A 15,029-nucleotide genomic window follows, 5' to 3' on the forward strand; every position below is an offset into this window, starting at 1 on the left:
GGCCCGGAGGGCACGACCCTCCGGGCCTCCGCCGTACCCGCCCCACGGCCCCGCACCCCGCTCTAGGCTGACCGCATGGTGACCGAGGACCCCCACAAAACCTGGGACGCGGACGCTCCCGGCGTGCTGCGGCTGCCGTCCGGGCGGCTCGTGCGCGGACGCGGTCTGCGCCACGCACTCCCCGCGGGCCCCCTGCCCGCATACGGCGTCTATCTGCTCGGCGCGCCGCCCGAGCCCGTGGACTGGGCGTCCGACTGGCTGCGGTGGCCCGACTTCCGCCTCCCCGCCGATCCGGCCCGCACCCGCACCGTGCTCACCGACGTGCTGCGCCGCTGCTCCGGAGAGCGCGTCGAGCTCGCCTGCCTGGGCGGGCGCGGCAGGACCGGCACGGCGCTCGCCTGTCTGGCGGTCCTGGACGGCGTGCCCGCGGACGAGGCCGTCGCGTACGTGCGCCGGCACTACGACCCCCGGGCGGTGGAGACGCCCTGGCAGAAGCGGTACGTACGGAAGTTCGGCACCGCGCGAAAATGACTTGCGACCCTCCCCCGCCCTTCGGGCACCATGGGCCGGTCACCGACCCCGCATGATCTGGAGCACCCGAATGCGCCGATTCCTCGAAGCAGTTCAGCGCCCCCGCCGGACGAACACTTTCGAGGACTCGACCTTCCATGCAGCCCCAGCAACTCCGCTCCACCCTGAACATCGGGATCGTCGCCCACGTCGACGCCGGTAAGACCAGCCTCACCGAGCGGCTCCTGTTCGACACGGGCGCCATCGACCGGCTCGGCAGCGTCGACGCCGGGGACACCCGCACCGACACCGGCGCCATCGAGCGGCAGCGCGGCATCACGATCCGCTCCGCCGTCGCGTCGTTCACCGTCGGCGACACCCGGATCAATCTCATCGACACCCCGGGGCACAGCGACTTCATCGCCGAGGTCGCGCGCGCGCTCGACGTGCTCGACGGGGCCGTCCTGCTCGTCTCCGCCGTGGAGGGCGTGCAGTCCCAGACCCGCCTGCTCCTCAGGACGCTGCGGCGGCTCGGCCTGCCCACGCTGATCTTCGTCAACAAGGTCGACCGGGCCGGGGCGCGGATCGCCCCGCTGCTCGACGACATCCGGCGCCGTCTCACGCCGCACGTGGTGCCGCTGGCGGACGTGCGCGCGGAGGGGACGCCGGGCGCCCGCGTCGTGCCGCGCCCGCTCGACGACCCGGCGGTGCGGGAGGCCGCCGCGCTGACGCTCGCCGAGGTCGACGACGCTCTGCTCGCCGCACTCGTCGACGGACCCGCGCCGAGCACCGGGACGGTTCGCCGGACCCTCGTGAGGCGCACGGCGCAGGGTCTGGTCCATCCCCTCCTCCTCGGCTCCGCGATCGGCGGGCAGGGAGTCGGTCAACTGCTCGACGCGGTAAGGGAGTTCCTTCCGCCCGCGCCGGTCGCGGAACCCTGCGACGGCCCCTCGGGCACCGTGTTCGCCGTGCACCGGGGGTCCGCCGGCGAGCGGATCGCGCATCTGCGGATGTACGAGGGCGAGGTGCGGGCCCGCCAGGACGTGACGCTGCTGCGCAGCGACGCCGACGGGGGTACCGAGCGCCGGCCGGGGCGGATCACCGGACTGCGGGTCGTCGGGGCGCCCTCCGGTGACGGTGTCGAAGTGGCCGGGCCGGGGCAGATCGCCGAGGTGCGCGGGCTGCACAGGGTCCGGGTCGGGGACCGGCTCGGGGCGCCGCGGGCCGGGCGGGTGCGCTTCGCTCCGCCGACGCTCGAATCGGTCGTGCGGGCGGTCCGGCCCGGTCAGGGCGCGGCGCTGCGGGCCGCACTGCTCGATCTGGCCGACCAGGATCCGCTGATCCACGCGCGGGCCGCCGAAGACGGCGCGACCGCGCTGCTCCTGTACGGGGAGGTGCAGAAGGAGGTCCTCGCGGCCACCCTGGCGCAGGAGTTCGGCATCGAGACGGTCTTCGAACCCAGCCGGATCCGCTGCGTGGAGCGGCCCCTCGGGGTCGGTATGGCCGTCGAGGAGATGGGCCCGCACAGCGCGACGAGGCTGCCCGCGACGGTCGGGCTGCGGGTCTCGCCGGGGCCGCGGGGCTCCGGGCGCGTCTTCTCGTACGACACGGAACTGGGCGCGCTCCCCCGCGCCTTCCATCAGGCGATCGCCGACACGGTGGAGAGCGTGCTGGCGGAGCGGGGCGGGCCGCACGGCTGGCCGGTGACGGACTGCCGGGTCACCTTGACGCACTCGGGCTTCAACTCGGTGCAGAGTGTCGCCGGGGACTTCCGGGTGGTCACGGAGCTGGTGGTGCGGCGGGCGTTGGAGCGGGCCGGGACCGGGGTCTTCGAGCCGGTGCACACCTTCGAGGCGGAGGTGCCGCTGGACGCGCTGGCCCCGGTGACCGGAGTACTGGCCGCAGCCGGAGCCTCGTTCCGGGAGACCGTCGGAGGGCAGGAGTCCTGGGTCGTCCGGGGCGAGATCGTGGCTCGGCACGTACGGGAGGTCGAGGTGGCCCTGCCCGGGCTGACCCGGGGCGAGGGCGTGTGGTGGTCCCGCGTCTCGGGAGACCGTGCCGTCGAGGCCCACATCGCGGGCGCGGGCCCCGGCCTCCCGGCCCGGACACCGGCGGCGCCGTAACGGGTCGGCGGGGTGGGCAGGCGCGGTGCGCTCGCCTCTGAGGGGTCCCGGGCATCGGAGCCCTCGGAGGCGAGCGTGCAGACTCCGGCCTCCCCGCCCGAGGGCCAGCCACACGGTGACCGGCGGGGTGGCCCTGTGCCCTGGTCCCGCCACTGAGGAGGACCAGGGCATGGACACCCGCATCGCGGTGCCGGACCCCGGCCACCCGGCCAGAACTTCGGGCGCGCCCTGCCCCCAGAGGTGACAGGGTCTGATGGCCCCGCCCACGGGTGGGACCACCAGACATCGGCGTCCGCGTGCCCGGTGCCCGCCGGCCAGAACATCGGCCGCACCCCGCGGTGCGGTGGAACCACCAGATGACTTCGGCGTCCGCGGCGCCGGTGCCAGACGGCCAGAACGCCGGCCGTGCCAGCGGTGCGCCTGGCCCGGGCTGCCGACCGAAGGGCGGCCGCACCTTGGAAGACGAGGGTGAGGGCGACCGGCGGCCCTGTATCCCCTGGGAACCCTGGCCCGCCCCCGGCCCACCGGGCCTGGCATCCCGCCGCACCCGCGCCCCGCAGGGCCCCGGAAAGCCCCCGCCACTCGGTCCTGGTTGACCTTGACACGGTGGCAAGGTCTTCACTGCGTGCCGAGGAGGTGGTCCCATGACCACGGCACGGCAGGACACGGCAGCGCTGCGCGCGCTCCGGGCGCTGGAGGACGGGCGGTCGTCCGTACGGCTGCGGGCGGCTCTCGCGATCGGGTCGGCGCCCGATCCGATCTTCGTCGGCCCGCTCGTCGAACGGTGCGCGATCGAGCCCGAGTTCTTCGTCCGCGACATGCTGACCTGGGCGCTCACCCGCCACCCGGTGGACCTGACGTTCCCCGGGCTGCTGGCGGAACTCCGTTCGGCGCGGGCGCAGGCCCGCAGCCAGGCGCTGCATTCGCTGTCCAAGATCGGGGACCCGCGGGCCTGGCCGGCGATCACCCGGGCTCTGCTGACCGACGCCGACGACGACGTCGCGCGCAGCGCCTGGCGGGCCGCCGTCGTGCTCGTGCCCGAGGACGAGGGGCCCGGCCTGGCCGCGGTTCTGGCGACCCAGCTCGGACGCGGCACGCGGGAGACCCAGCTGAGTCTGAGCCAGGCGCTGGTCGCCCTGGGCGAGGTGATCGAGCCGCTGCTGCGGGACGCGGCCGGGGCGGAGGATCCGGACGTGCGTGCGCACGCGCTCGCCACCCGGCAGCTGCTGCGCGATCCGGACGCCGGATTCGAGTCGGCGATCGAGGAGGCCCGGCGGATCGTGGCGCTCGCCGGCGCCCCCGGGACGGACAATGGGGCCTGTGCTGATCGGTGAGGTGGCGAGAAGGTCCGGCGTCAGTGCCCGCATGCTGCGGCACTACGAGTCCCTCGGGCTCGTGCGGCCTTCGGGCCGTACGGGTTCGGGCTACCGGGAGTACGGCGCGCAGGACATCCGGCGGATCTTCCACATCGAGAGCCTGCGGTCCCTGGGCCTGTCGTTGCGGGAGATCGGGCGCGCGCTCGACGACCCCGGTTTCACTCCCTCGGCGCTCGTCGGCGATCTCGCGCGGCAGACCCGGGAGCGCATCGCGGCCGAGACCGAACTGCTCACGCGGCTGCGGCGGATCGATGCCGCTGACCCCGCCGGCTGGGAGGACGTCCTCCAGGTCGTGGCGCTTCTCCAGGCCCTGGGGTCGCAGAGCGCCGACGCCCGTCAGCGCGCGGCCCTGTCCTCGGCCGGCGGGGTTCCGGTGCCGGTGGAAGCGCTGGCGGAGGCGGCGCTGAGCGAGACGGATCCGCACGTCGCCGGCGCCCTCCGGTGGGCGCTGTCGCGTTCGGGCGACGGCGCCGCCGCGCTCCTCGCGGAGGGCCTCGCAGATCCCGCCACCGCGGTGCGTGTACGGGCCGTCCGGGCGCTCGCCGAGTTGTCCGGGGACGCACCGGTCGCGCATCTGCGGGAGGCTCTCGCGGACCGGGACCCGGAGGTCAGCGGGTGCGCGGCGCTGGCGCTCGGGACGCGCGGGGCGGCCGAGGCGGTCCCGACCCTCGTCGAGATGGTCGTGGCGGGCCGGAACGACACCGACGCGGCCGACGCGCTGAGCGCGCTGGCGAGCGACACGGTGACGGCCGATCACATCGCGGCGCGGATCGTCGACCGGCTCGGGCACGAGGCCACGGGAGCGCCCGCGCGCGGCCGGCTGACCCAGGCGCTCGCGGGCCTCACCGGGGAGACGGCGTCGCGGGCCCTCGGGGAACTGGCCCGGGACGAGGATCCCGCGGTCGCCCTGACCGCCGCCTATCTCCTGCGGCTGCGCGCCGCGCCGTGACGGCGCGTTCGTCAGGTCACAGCGGGTCCCCGAGCGGCCCGTGCTCCTCTTCCAGGGCGTCGGCCCAGTGCGCGGGCCAGTCCGGTTGCGTACCGTCGGCGTCGGTGAACCCGTACTCCTTGTACAGGCCCCATGTGGCCAGGGCCTGCCCGGTCCTGGCCATGACGTCGGGGTCGGCGGCCAGTGCCGCGACCGCGCGTCCCAGGTAGGCCGGGGTCTCGGAGGCGGCGAAGTTCGGGTCCTTGGCCGCGCCGTCCCGCCAGTTGGCCTCGGTGACGCCGAAGCCCTCCAGCATGGCCTCTGAACGCAGGAAGCCGGGTGTGACGGCCACGGCCGCGACGCCGTGCTCCTCGAGTTCGGCGGCCTGGGCCACCGCGAGCCGGATGACGGCCGACTTGGCGAGGTCGTAGAAGAACGAGCCCCGGTAGCGGGCGGTGTTGCCGTCGGTGACCTCCACCACCAGGCCGCTGCGGCGGGCGACCATCAGCGGGAGGGCGAACCGGCTGGTGATCACGTGGGTCTCGACCGCCTGCCGCAGCAACCGGAGTCCGGTGTCGAGGTCCTGCTCCCACAGCGGATGCGTCCAGTCGGTCAAGGGGTCCCCGCCCCATACGGAGTTGACGAGGACGTCGAGCCGCCCGTCCTGTTCGGCCGCGATGCGCTCGACCAGGGCGCGGACCTCGTCCGGGCGGCTGTGGTCGGTGCGGACGGGGACGCCGAGGCCGCCGGCGGCGGTGACCATGGCCGCGGTCTCCTCGATGGTCTCGGGGCGGTTCAGGTCCGAGCGTCCGGCGGCGCTGCTGCGGCCGGTGACGTACACCGTCGCTCCGGCGGCCCCGAGTTCGACGGCGATGCCCCGGCCGCCGCCTCGGGTGCCGCCGGCGACCAGGGCGACCTTGCCGGTCAGCGGCCGTGCGTTCCTCGTCATGGTTCCCCCGGGTCGTGGTCGTGGCGGGGTGGGCGATGAGGGTCCAGCACGTGGGCGAGCTCCTGCCGGAGGCGCTGTCCGAGGGTGCCTCGGCGGTCGAGGGCCCAGTTCAGGCCCGCGCCGGAGACGATCGCCTGGACGGTGCCGGCGAGGGCGGTGACGTCCGTCCCGGCCCGGAGTTCGCCGCTCGCGAGGGCCTCGGTGAGCAGTTCCTCGACGGCGCGGCCCCGGGCGACGTGGATGGTCAGGGCGTGTGCGCGGAACTCCGGGTCGGTGAGGTCGATGCACAGGAACGCGAGGTGGTTGGCGTAGGTCTCGGGCGTGGCCATCGCGGACATCGGCTCCACGACCAGCGCCGTGAGCGCCTCCAGCGCCGACGCGTGTGCGGCGCGTACGTGCGCGGGCAGCGCGTCGGCGTCCTGCGCGGACTGCTCGGCGAGCGCGAGGAGCAGTCCGCGTTTGGAGCCGAAGCGCTGCACGAGGGTGCCGGGGACCAGTCCCACCTCGCGCGCCACGGCGGCCAGCGTCAGCCCCACCGGGCCGACCCGGCCGATCACGTCGGCGGCCGCCCGGAGGATCACCGCGTCGTCGACCCCGCGAGGACGTCCCGCCATCACCACTCCCTCAATTAATAAATGCTCGTTCATTCATTAAAGGGTGCGAGCGGCCGCACGGCAAGACCGTGCGGCCGCTGAGAAGGATCCGCCCGCCGCTGTCAGCGCGCGGTGGCGATGATCACGGTGGCGGCGAGGTCCTCGTCCTCGGCGAGGGTGGGGTGGAGACCCGCTTCCGTGACCGCCCGCAGCGCCGCGTCGGACTGGCGGGCGCTGGTCTCCATGAACGCCCGGCCTCCGGGGGCCAGCCAGGTGCGGGCCTCCACGGCGACGCGGCGGAGGATGTCCAGGCCGTCGGTGCCGCCGTCCAGGGCCATGCGACGCTCGTGGTCGCGGGCCTCCGGCGGGAGCAGGGGGATGTCGTCGGTGGGGACGTAGGGGCCGTTGGCGATGAGGATGTCGACCCGGCCGACGAGGGAACGGGGCAGCGGGTCGTACAGGTCGCCCTCGTGGACCTCGCCGCCGAGCGGGGCGAGGTTGCGGCGGGCGCAGCGCACGGCCGCCGGGTCCAGGTCCGCCGCGACGAGCCGCGCGGGGCGGCGCCCGGCGAGGAACGCGGCGACGGCGCCCGTGCCGCAGCACAGGTCGACGACCACGGCCCCGGCCGCCGTGCGGGCCGCGGCCTGACGGGCCAGGAACTCGGTGCGGCGGCGCGGCACGAAGACGCCGGGGTCGACCTCGACGCGCAGACCGCAGAACTCGGCCCAGCCGACGACGTGCTCCAGCGGGAGCCCGGCGGCCCGGCGTTCCACCATGGCGGCCAGTTCGGCGTCGTCGCGGGCGGTGGACAACAGGATGCGTGCTTCGTCCTCGGCGAAGACGCAGCCGGCGGCGCGGAGCGCGGACACCACCCGGTCGGCGCCGGGCAGCAGGAGGAGCGGATCAGACATGGAAAAGCGTGACCTCTCGGGAAGCCGATGGGGCTCCCGGCCGCCGCAGCGCCGTCGGACCGCTCAGTGGGAGCGGACGCGGCGCACGGCAGGAGGCGGGAGCTCCCGACCTGACACTGCGGTGATCGGACCCACCTCCTCGTTCTCTCGTTCACGGCCTGTACGGCCCGGTCACATTACCCCACCGCTCCCCCGTCGGCGGGGGACGCACCGCCCGCACGACCCTCGCCCCGCCGGCCCTGCCGGGCATATCGTTGACTGAGGGGACCTTTCGGACGCCTGGGGGTGTCATGGTCCAGGAACTCGTCGTGGCGGGTGCGGCCGCGGTGTCCGCCTGCATGGTGTACGTGGCGGCCGCGGCCCGCGTGGTGAAGCAGTACGAGCGCGGTGTCGTGTTCCGGCTCGGCAGACTGTCCGGCGGGGTCCGGGAGCCCGGGTTCACGATGGTCGTGCCCGGCGTCGACCGGCTGCGCAAGGTGAACATGCAGATCGTCACGATGCCGGTGCCGGCCCAGGAAGGGATCACGCGGGACAACGTGACGGTGCGCGTCGACGCCGTCGTCTACTTCAAGGTCGTGGACGCGGCGAACGCGGTGATCGAGGTCGAGGACTACCGGTTCGCGGTCTCGCAGATGGCGCAGACCTCGCTGCGGTCCATCATCGGCAAGAGCGACCTCGACGACCTCCTGTCGAACCGGGAGAAGCTGAACCAGGGCCTGGAGCTGATGATCGACAGTCCGGCGATCGGGTGGGGTGTGCAGATCGACCGGGTGGAGATCAAGGACGTGTCGCTGCCCGACACCATGAAGCGGTCGATGGCCCGGCAGGCCGAGGCCGACCGGGAGCGCCGGGCACGGGTCATCAACGCGGACGCGGAGCTGCAGGCGTCGAAGAAGCTGGCCGAGGCCGCCAAGGAGATGGCGGAGCAGCCCGCCGCGCTCCAGCTGAGGCTGCTGCAGACCGTGGTCGCCGTCGCGGCCGAGAAGAACTCGACGCTGGTGCTGCCGTTCCCGGTGGAGCTGCTGCGGTTCCTGGAGCGGGCGGCTCAGCAGCAACCCGCTCTGTCCGAGCCGCAGTCGCCGCCGCCCGCACAGCCGTCTCCGCCGCCCGAGGTCGAACCGTAGGGCTGCGGGCGCTACTTGCCCGTGAGCCGTTCCATCAGGGAGATCGCCTCGGCGAGGGTGCGGCGCTCGTCCGCGTCGAGGGCCGCGTCCACCGCTCCGGCCAGCCAGCCGTGCTTGGCGGCGCGGACCTCGTCGAGGACGGCGCGGCCCTCTTCGGTCACCGACACGACCGACTGCCGTCCGTCGTCCGGATCGGGCGCGCGCGACACGAGGCCGCGCTCCTCCAGCGCTCCGACGGTGAGCCGCATGGACTGGGGGCGTACGTACTCGGCGCGGGCGAGCGCGGCGGTCGTCGCCGGGCCTTCCATGGCGAGCCGGGCCATGACGGTGCGCTGGGTCGGGGTGAGGAGGCTGTCGGGCGACGCGGTGCGCAGGCGGCGGGCCAGCCGGCCCACGGCGGTCGCGAGGTCGGCGGCGATCCGCTCGGTGGGCGGGTCCTCGGCCGTGCGGCCCTGCGTTCCTGGCATGCGCCCACGGTACGAGGCGGACGTGAGGCCTCACAAGCCGCGCCGGCTGCGCCGCGGCGGGCCGGGTCAGCCGGCGGCGATGGCTCCGAGCAGGGTCCGCGCGCACAGGTCGCGCACCTGGTCGCGGGGCAGGCCGGGCCGGTCGAGCCAGTCCAGGCAGACGGCGACGAGGAACGCGAGCCAGCCGCGGACGGCGATGCCGAGCGTGTCGGGTGCGGGCAGCCGGCCGGCGAGCTGCGGGTCGGCGGCGAGGGCCGCCCTGATCTGCGCCTCGTGCGCGGCGAGGCCCTCACGGTAGACGGCCCGCACGGTCGGGTCGCCCGCCGCCTCGGCGCGGTGGAAGGCACGGAATCCCTCGGCGTGGGTGGCGACGTAGTCGAGGAAGGTGTCGAGACCGGTGCCCAGCTGGTCGAGGACGGGGACGCCGGGGACGGCGGCGGTCAGCCGCAGCATGCGCTCGCTCTCGCGCCGGACGACGGCCGCGAAGAAGTCCCGCTTCGTCGGGAAGTAGTGGTAGAGCAGCCCGCGCGAGACGCCGGCGATCTCGGCGACCTGCTCGATCCACACGTCGTCGTACGGGTGCTGGGCGAACAGCCGCGCCCCGACGCCGAGCAGTTGCTCGCGCCGCTCCTCGGTGCTGAGCCGGCGGCGCGCCGTGCGCTCCCCCGACGTGCCCGTTCCCCCTCGGTCCGTCGCCATGAGGGGCACTCTACTGCGGCTGCGCCGGGCTACTTGACGTGAGTTCAACAACAGGCCCAGACTGTGGCGCATTATTGAATCCACGTCTAACAAGGTGCTCGGGTCCGTTCAACGGGCGGCCGGCGCAAGGGAGATGGGCACGATGGCGCAGGTGACTCAGGCGCCCGGCGGTGTGCTGCCGCGGGGTTTTCGCAGTGCCGAGCAGGGCTGGCCGCGCCTGGACCGGATCCCGCACCCCTCGCGCCGGGTGCCGCTGATCGGTGACGTGGTGGGGGCGAACGTCCGCACGCCGATCCAGGACTCGATGCGGATCGCGGCCGAGCTGGGCACCATCTTCCGGCGCAAGGGCTTCGGCAAGGAGATCGTCTTCGTCTGGGGCGCCGGTCTCGCGGCGGAGCTGGCCGACGAGTCCCGGTTCGCCAAGCACGTCGGGCTGGGGGTCGCCAATCTGCGTCCGCTGGCGGGCGACGGCCTGTTCACGGCGTACAACCACGAGCCGAACTGGCAGCTGGCGCACGACGTCCTGGCCCCCGGCTTCAGCCGGGACGCGATGGCCGGGTACCACCCGCTGATGCTCGACGTGGCGGGTCAGCTGATGAGCGCGTGGGACGCGAGCGAGGCGGCGGGCCGCAGCGTGGACGTGCCGGTCGACATGACGAAGCTGACGCTGGAGACGATCGCTCGGACCGGGTTCGGGTACGACTTCGGCTCGTTCGAGCGGGACTTCGACCAGGAGGGCCCGCATCCGTTCATCTCGGCGATGGTGGGCGCCCTGTCGTTCGCCCAGCGGCGCAATGTGGTGCCGCCGCTCCTCTCGGTGCTGCTGCGGGGCGCGGAGCGGCGCAACGCGGCGGACCGCGCCTATCTGAACCGCACGGTCGACGAGGTGATCGCCGCACGCCGCGCGGCCGGCGACGGTCCGGGCGATCTCCTGGACCGGATGCTGGAGGTGGCGCATCCGGAGACCGGTGAGCGGCTCACGCCCGAGAACATCCGCCGGCAGGTGATCACGTTCCTGGTCGCCGGTCACGAGACGACGTCGGGCGCGCTGTCGTTCGCGCTGCACTATCTCGCGCAGCACCCGGACGTCCTCGCGAAGGCGCGGGACGAGGTCGACCGGGTGTGGGGCGACGTGGACGTGCCGGCGTACGAGCAGGTGGCGAAGCTGCGGTATCTGCGGCGGGTGCTCGACGAGTCGCTGCGGCTGTGGCCGACGGCGCCCGCGTTCGCGCGCGAGGCGGTCACGGACACGACGCTCGGCGGGGTGCACCCGATGCGGCGCGGGGCGTGGGCGCTGGTCCTGACGACGATGCTGCACCGCGATCCGGCGGCATGGGGCGAGAATCCGGAGGTCTTCGATCCGGAGCGGTTCGCGCCGCAGGCGGTGCGGGCGCGTCCGGGGCACGTGTTCAAGCCGTTCGGCACGGGGGCGCGGGCCTGTATCGGCCGTCAGTTCGCGCTGCACGAGGCGACGTTGGTGCTCGGGCTGCTGCTGCGCCGCTACGACCTGGCGCCGGAGCCGGGCTACCGGCTGCGGATCGCGGAGCGGCTGACGCTGATGCCGCAGGACCTGCGTCTGCATCTCACGCGCCGCTGACCTGCGCCTGGGTCGAATTGTCAGTGCCGTGCGCAAGAGTGGGGGCATGAACGGGACGACGAACCTCGGGCAGCGGACGACACATCACGAGCGGGCGGCCGCACAGGCGTTACTGCGCCTCACGCACACGGCGAGGGCCGCGCTGTGCGGCACGGAGCCACCGGACACGGCGTCGGTGCTCACCGTGCCGATCGCCGAGGCCGACGAGGCGCTGCGGCGCGCGGGCCTCGCGGGCAACGAGGCGTGGCTGCTGGAGCGGATCTACGGGCTGGACGCGGCACCGGGGTCCGCGTAGTGCGGGCGGCGTCGGTCTCCCCCGATGTGCGGAAGGTCGGTGACACTGGCCGTATGGAAGATCAGCTGGATCCGGGCCGTGCCGACGCCTATCTGCGCCGCATCGGGGCCGAGCGCCCCGCCGCGCCCACCGCACTGGCCCTGCGCGCGCTGCAGTACGCGCATCTGCGCACGGTGCCGTTCGAGAACCTGTCGGTGCATCTGGGCGAGGACGTGTCGCTCGATCCCGGGGCCCTGTTCGCCAAGGTCGTCGACCGGCGCCGCGGCGGCTTCTGCTACGAACTGAACGGGGCGTTCGCGACACTGCTCGACGCGCTCGGCTTCGAGGTGGCGCTGCTGCAGGCACGGGTGGCGCGCGAGAGCGGGGGCTTCGGCATCCCCTACGACCACCTCGCGTTGCGGGTGCGGACCGCCGAGGGGACGGACTGGCTGGCCGACGTCGGGTTCGGCGCGCTCAGCCATTTCCCGCTGCGCTTCGACGAGCGCGGGGACCAGCCGGACCCGGGCGGTGTCTTCCGCGTCGAAGAGGCCGCCGGGGGCGATCTGCTGCTGCGCTGCGACGGGGTGGCGCAGTATCTGCTCGACCTGCGGCCCCGGGCGCTGGCGGACTTCGAGGTGGGGGCCTGGTACCACCGGACCTCGCCCGCCTCGCGGTTCACCCGCTCCCTGGTCTGCTCGCTGCTCACCGAGGAGGGCCGCATCACGCTCACCGGCCGCACGCTCAAGACCACTTCGGGCGAGGGCCGCAGCGAGGAGGTGCTGCCGTCCGACGCCGCGGTGCTCGACGCGTACGCCCGGCACTTCGGTATCGCGCTCGACCGGGTCCCGCCCGAACCGGTGCCGTCGGGGGACTGACCTGCGGCGCCGCCGCCTGGTTATGCTGCGCGCCGGAGCTCTGCGGCACCGCGGGTGAGCGTCCCGTCCGTACCGTCTCCGTGATTGCGTACGGCGCGAGAGTTCCTTCCGTACGACGCGAGAGGCCGGCGTTCCCCGTATGACGATCCCGTTCGAACTGCCGCAGGAGGACCGGAAGCTGAGCCCGGTCACGGGCTACACCCGGGCGCACTGGGAGGCCGTCGCCGACGGGCTGCTCGGCGCGGCATGGCGCTGGGCGACACCGCGCGGCGCACTGCTCGACCTGCCGGGGGCGCCGTCCGTGTCCGGGGTCCGTTCCGACGGCCTCGAAGGGTACGCGCGCACGTTCCTCGCGGCCGCGTTCCGGGTCGCGGGCTCCGACGGCAAGGATCCGCACGGCTGGCTCGACCGGTACGCGGAAGGGCTCGCCGCCGGCACGGCCACGCCGGGGCGGGACGACGCCGAGTCGTGGCCGCTGATCCTTGACCATCATGTGCAGGGCCAGCCGATGGTGGAGTCGGCGTCGGTCGCGCTCGGTCTGACGCTGACCAGGCGCTGGCTGTGGGACCGGCTCGACGACGGGGTGCGGGAGCGGACCGAGGCCTGGCTGCGCGGGGCGCTCACGCACACGCCCGCGCCGAACAACTGGTACCTCTTCCCGTTCACGGTCGCCTCGTTCCTCGAGGCGGTGGGCCGCGGCGACGCGGTGACGGCCCGGGCGAGGGAGCGCGCGCTCGGCCTGATGGAGACCTGGTACCGGGGCGACGGCTGGTACGCGGACGGGGACGGGCGGTCCTTCGACCACTACAACGGGTGGGCGCTGCACCTGTATCCGATGCTGCACGCCCATCTGTCGGGCGACGCGGAGCTCCTCGCACGGTTCGGGCCGCGGCTGCGCGAGCACCTGGAGGGCTTCTCGCTGCTGTTCGCGGGCGACGGGGCGCCGGTGCACTTCGGGCGGTCGCTGACGTACCGGTTCGCGGCGACGGCGGCGGTCGGCGTGGGCGCGCTGACGGGGCACACGCCGCTCTCCCCCGGTGCGTCGCGGCGCCTGGCGAGCGGGAGCCTGCGGTACTTCCTCGACCGCGGTGCCGTCACCGACCAGGGCCTGCTGAGCCTCGGCTGGCACGGGCCGCACGCGGCCACACTGCAGAACTACTCCGGGCCCGCGTCACCGTACTGGGCGTCGAAGGGGTTCGTCGCGCTCCTCGCGCCCGAGGACCACCCGCTGTGGACGGCGACGGAGGAGGCGGCGCCGAGCGAGGGCCCCGACCGGGTGCTCGCGCTGCCGGCGCCGGGTCTGCTCGTGCAGTCGACCGGGGCCGACGGGATCGTGCGGCTGCACAACCACGGCAGCGACCAGATCCCGCCGCACGCGGGCGAGGCGGCGTCCCAGGAGGACGCCCACTACAGCCGGCACGCGTACTCCACGCACACCGGCCCCACCTCCCTCACGAACGTCCCCGACAACCACCTGGCGGTGGAGGTCGGCGGGGCCCGCAGTGTCCGCCGCCGCATCCTGCCGCTCGGCGCGGGCCACGGGGACGGCTGGGGCTGGGCCGCGTCCTGGCACCGCCCCGTGTTCCCGTCCGGCGCCCCGATGGTGCCCGGGCTGCGCGTGGAGAGCGTGACCGTGGCCCGGGGCCGGCACGAGCTGCGCGTGCACCGGGTCGTGGGCGCGCCGCCCGGCGCGCACGTCTCGCTGACCGGCTGGGCCACCGACGCGCTCGCCTCGGAATTGACCGGCCTGCACGGCTGGGCGGAGCGCGACGCGGTACGGGCTCCGCAGGGCACGGCGTACGAGCCGTGGGTACGGGTGCCACGCCTCGCGGCGCCGGTCAAGGGCACCGGGGTCTTCGCGGCGCTCGCCACCCTGGGCGGGACGGCCGCCGAGGCCGCGCCGGCGGACGCCGTGGCCGAGGTGACGTACGCGGACGACGAGCTACGGGTCACCTGGGCGGACGGCCCGACAACCGTGATCACCTTCACGCCCGTGAGCGTGCGCTGCGCGTGAGTGCGGGGCCGGCGGCCAAGGGCCGACGTTCGGCGGTCCGCGGTCTGTAGCCAGCGGTCGCGGGTCGCCGGTCGCCGGTCGCCGGTCGCCGGTCGCCGGTCGCCGGTCGCCGGTCCCCGGCGGCCGGTCAACGATCGGCGAGCCGATTCGCTCCGGTCCGCGAGTTCGTGGACCGGGAGTGTGGGGGCCGGTCGGGTCACTCCGTCAAGGGCAGGCATTCGGTGAGCAGGTCGACGACGTCCCGCCAGGCCCGTCGCGCGTGCCGCGGGTGGTAGCCGACACCGGGGCGCACGGTGTGGTCGACCGTCGGGTGGTGGAAGGCGTGCAGGGCGCCGCCGTAGACGACGAGCCGCCAGTCGACGCCCGCGGCCCGCATCTCGGCGGTGAACGCGTCCCGTTGTGCCTGCGGCATGATCGGGTCCTCCGACCCGACCCCCGCCCACACCGGGCAGCGAATGCGCGCCGCCTCGCCCGGTCGGCCCGTGGTCAGCGCGTTGACCGTCGCGATCGCGCGCAGGTCGACGCCGGGGCGGCCGCGGTTGCCGGGGGCCGGGGCGCCCCCGGCCGGGCGCCGCGCGCGCCGGAGCGC

15 protein-coding genes are annotated in these 15,029 nt (G+C 74.5%); 9 read left to right on the plus strand and 6 right to left on the minus strand.

Annotated elements, in window-relative coordinates; genetic code table 11:
- The first annotated feature begins 75 nt into the window (after positions 1-75).
- The 4 genes from ACFW9D_RS33595 (at position 76) to ACFW9D_RS33610 (ending at position 4,958) form a co-directional block, all read left to right on the plus strand.
- Positions 76-531, plus strand: coding sequence for a protein phosphatase (locus ACFW9D_RS33595; protein ID WP_384628353.1), 456 nt, complete (start codon positions 76-78; stop codon positions 529-531).
- A gap of 137 nt (positions 532-668) precedes the next feature.
- Positions 669-2,633, plus strand: a complete 1,965-nt coding sequence (otr(A), locus tag ACFW9D_RS33600) for a tetracycline resistance ribosomal protection protein Otr(A) (protein ID WP_384628356.1) — start codon at positions 669-671, stop codon at positions 2,631-2,633.
- Between the two features lie 644 nt (positions 2,634-3,277).
- Positions 3,278-3,967, plus strand: coding sequence for a HEAT repeat domain-containing protein (locus ACFW9D_RS33605; protein WP_384628359.1), 690 nt, complete (start codon positions 3,278-3,280; stop codon positions 3,965-3,967).
- Complete coding sequence (locus ACFW9D_RS33610; protein ID WP_384628362.1) at positions 3,954-4,958, plus strand: MerR family transcriptional regulator; 1,005 nt, start codon at positions 3,954-3,956, stop codon at positions 4,956-4,958. Before ACFW9D_RS33605 ends, ACFW9D_RS33610 begins: the two co-directional genes overlap by 14 nt.
- 16 nt (positions 4,959-4,974) lie before the next feature.
- Here the strand turns inward: ACFW9D_RS33610 and ACFW9D_RS33615 are convergent, their stop codons facing one another.
- From ACFW9D_RS33615 to ACFW9D_RS33625, 3 genes are all read right to left on the minus strand, one after another.
- A complete protein-coding gene (locus ACFW9D_RS33615; RefSeq protein WP_188335257.1) occupies positions 4,975-5,886 on the minus strand; it encodes an SDR family oxidoreductase in 912 nt (303 codons plus the stop codon).
- Complete coding sequence (locus ACFW9D_RS33620) at positions 5,883-6,500, minus strand: TetR/AcrR family transcriptional regulator (protein WP_384628365.1); 618 nt, start codon at positions 6,498-6,500, stop codon at positions 5,883-5,885. Before ACFW9D_RS33620 ends, ACFW9D_RS33615 begins: the two co-directional genes overlap by 4 nt.
- Before the next feature lie 101 nt (positions 6,501-6,601).
- Positions 6,602-7,390: a putative protein N(5)-glutamine methyltransferase gene (locus ACFW9D_RS33625; protein WP_384628368.1), complete on the minus strand. Its 789-nt coding sequence runs from the start codon at positions 7,388-7,390 to the stop codon at positions 6,602-6,604.
- Positions 7,391-7,680: 290 nt separating this feature from the next.
- On the opposite strand from ACFW9D_RS33625, the gene ACFW9D_RS33630 reads away from it, so the two are divergent.
- On the plus strand, positions 7,681-8,514 hold the full coding sequence (locus ACFW9D_RS33630) for a slipin family protein (RefSeq protein ID WP_188335260.1): 834 nt from the start codon (positions 7,681-7,683) through the stop codon (positions 8,512-8,514).
- A gap of 11 nt (positions 8,515-8,525) precedes the next feature.
- On the opposite strand, the gene ACFW9D_RS33635 is transcribed toward ACFW9D_RS33630, so the two are convergent.
- Positions 8,526-8,981: a MarR family winged helix-turn-helix transcriptional regulator gene (locus ACFW9D_RS33635; protein ID WP_188335261.1), complete on the minus strand. Its 456-nt coding sequence runs from the start codon at positions 8,979-8,981 to the stop codon at positions 8,526-8,528.
- 66 nt (positions 8,982-9,047) lie between these two features.
- The gene (locus tag ACFW9D_RS33640; RefSeq protein ID WP_384628370.1) at positions 9,048-9,680 is read right to left on the minus strand and encodes a TetR/AcrR family transcriptional regulator; all 633 of its coding nucleotides are present in this window, start codon (positions 9,678-9,680) and stop codon (positions 9,048-9,050) included.
- A gap of 142 nt (positions 9,681-9,822) precedes the next feature.
- Here ACFW9D_RS33640 and ACFW9D_RS33645 point away from each other — a divergent pair, with 142 nt between their 5' ends.
- The 4 genes from ACFW9D_RS33645 (at position 9,823) to ACFW9D_RS33660 (ending at position 14,440) form a co-directional block, all read left to right on the plus strand.
- On the plus strand, positions 9,823-11,277 hold the full coding sequence (locus tag ACFW9D_RS33645) for a cytochrome P450 (protein WP_384628372.1): 1,455 nt from the start codon (positions 9,823-9,825) through the stop codon (positions 11,275-11,277).
- A gap of 46 nt (positions 11,278-11,323) precedes the next feature.
- The gene (locus ACFW9D_RS33650) at positions 11,324-11,572 is read left to right on the plus strand and encodes a hypothetical protein (protein ID WP_188335264.1); all 249 of its coding nucleotides are present in this window, start codon (positions 11,324-11,326) and stop codon (positions 11,570-11,572) included.
- Between the two features lie 53 nt (positions 11,573-11,625).
- Positions 11,626-12,426 (plus strand): arylamine N-acetyltransferase, encoded by an 801-nt coding sequence (locus ACFW9D_RS33655; protein WP_384628375.1) that lies wholly within the window; start codon positions 11,626-11,628, stop codon positions 12,424-12,426.
- Between the two features lie 139 nt (positions 12,427-12,565).
- Positions 12,566-14,440 (plus strand): DUF2264 domain-containing protein, encoded by a 1,875-nt coding sequence (locus ACFW9D_RS33660; RefSeq protein WP_384628378.1) that lies wholly within the window; start codon positions 12,566-12,568, stop codon positions 14,438-14,440.
- 196 nt (positions 14,441-14,636) lie between these two features.
- Here the strand turns inward: ACFW9D_RS33660 and ACFW9D_RS33665 are convergent.
- On the minus strand, positions 14,637-15,029 hold a 393-nt coding region (locus ACFW9D_RS33665; RefSeq protein WP_384628381.1), incomplete at its 5' end, for a dienelactone hydrolase family protein.

It is taken from the genome of Streptomyces sp. NPDC059524, assembly GCF_042749255.1.
In the GTDB taxonomy this organism is placed as follows: Bacteria; Actinomycetota; Actinomycetes; order Streptomycetales; family Streptomycetaceae; genus Streptomyces; species Streptomyces xanthii.

Excerpts from the sequence above, each read along its gene's own strand:
- ACFW9D_RS33640 (WP_384628370.1), bottom strand. The coding sequence starts at position 9,680 with ATGGCGACGGACCGAGGGGGAACGGGCACGTCGGGGGAGCGCACGGCG.
- ACFW9D_RS33615 (WP_188335257.1), bottom strand. The coding sequence starts at position 5,886 with ATGACGAGGAACGCACGGCCGCTGACCGGCAAGGTCGCCCTGGTCGCC.
- ACFW9D_RS33630 (WP_188335260.1), top strand. The coding sequence starts at position 7,681 with ATGGTCCAGGAACTCGTCGTGGCGGGTGCGGCCGCGGTGTCCGCCTGC.
- ACFW9D_RS33620 (WP_384628365.1), bottom strand. The coding sequence starts at position 6,500 with ATGGCGGGACGTCCTCGCGGGGTCGACGACGCGGTGATCCTCCGGGCG.
- ACFW9D_RS33635 (WP_188335261.1), bottom strand. The coding sequence starts at position 8,981 with ATGCCAGGAACGCAGGGCCGCACGGCCGAGGACCCGCCCACCGAGCGG.
- ACFW9D_RS33625 (WP_384628368.1), bottom strand. The coding sequence starts at position 7,390 with ATGTCTGATCCGCTCCTCCTGCTGCCCGGCGCCGACCGGGTGGTGTCC.
- ACFW9D_RS33645 (WP_384628372.1), top strand. The coding sequence starts at position 9,823 with ATGGCGCAGGTGACTCAGGCGCCCGGCGGTGTGCTGCCGCGGGGTTTT.
- ACFW9D_RS33595 (WP_384628353.1), top strand. The coding sequence starts at position 76 with ATGGTGACCGAGGACCCCCACAAAACCTGGGACGCGGACGCTCCCGGC.
- ACFW9D_RS33650 (WP_188335264.1), top strand. The coding sequence starts at position 11,324 with ATGAACGGGACGACGAACCTCGGGCAGCGGACGACACATCACGAGCGG.
- ACFW9D_RS33655 (WP_384628375.1), top strand. The coding sequence starts at position 11,626 with ATGGAAGATCAGCTGGATCCGGGCCGTGCCGACGCCTATCTGCGCCGC.
- ACFW9D_RS33605 (WP_384628359.1), top strand. The coding sequence starts at position 3,278 with ATGACCACGGCACGGCAGGACACGGCAGCGCTGCGCGCGCTCCGGGCG.
- ACFW9D_RS33660 (WP_384628378.1), top strand. The coding sequence starts at position 12,566 with ATGACGATCCCGTTCGAACTGCCGCAGGAGGACCGGAAGCTGAGCCCG.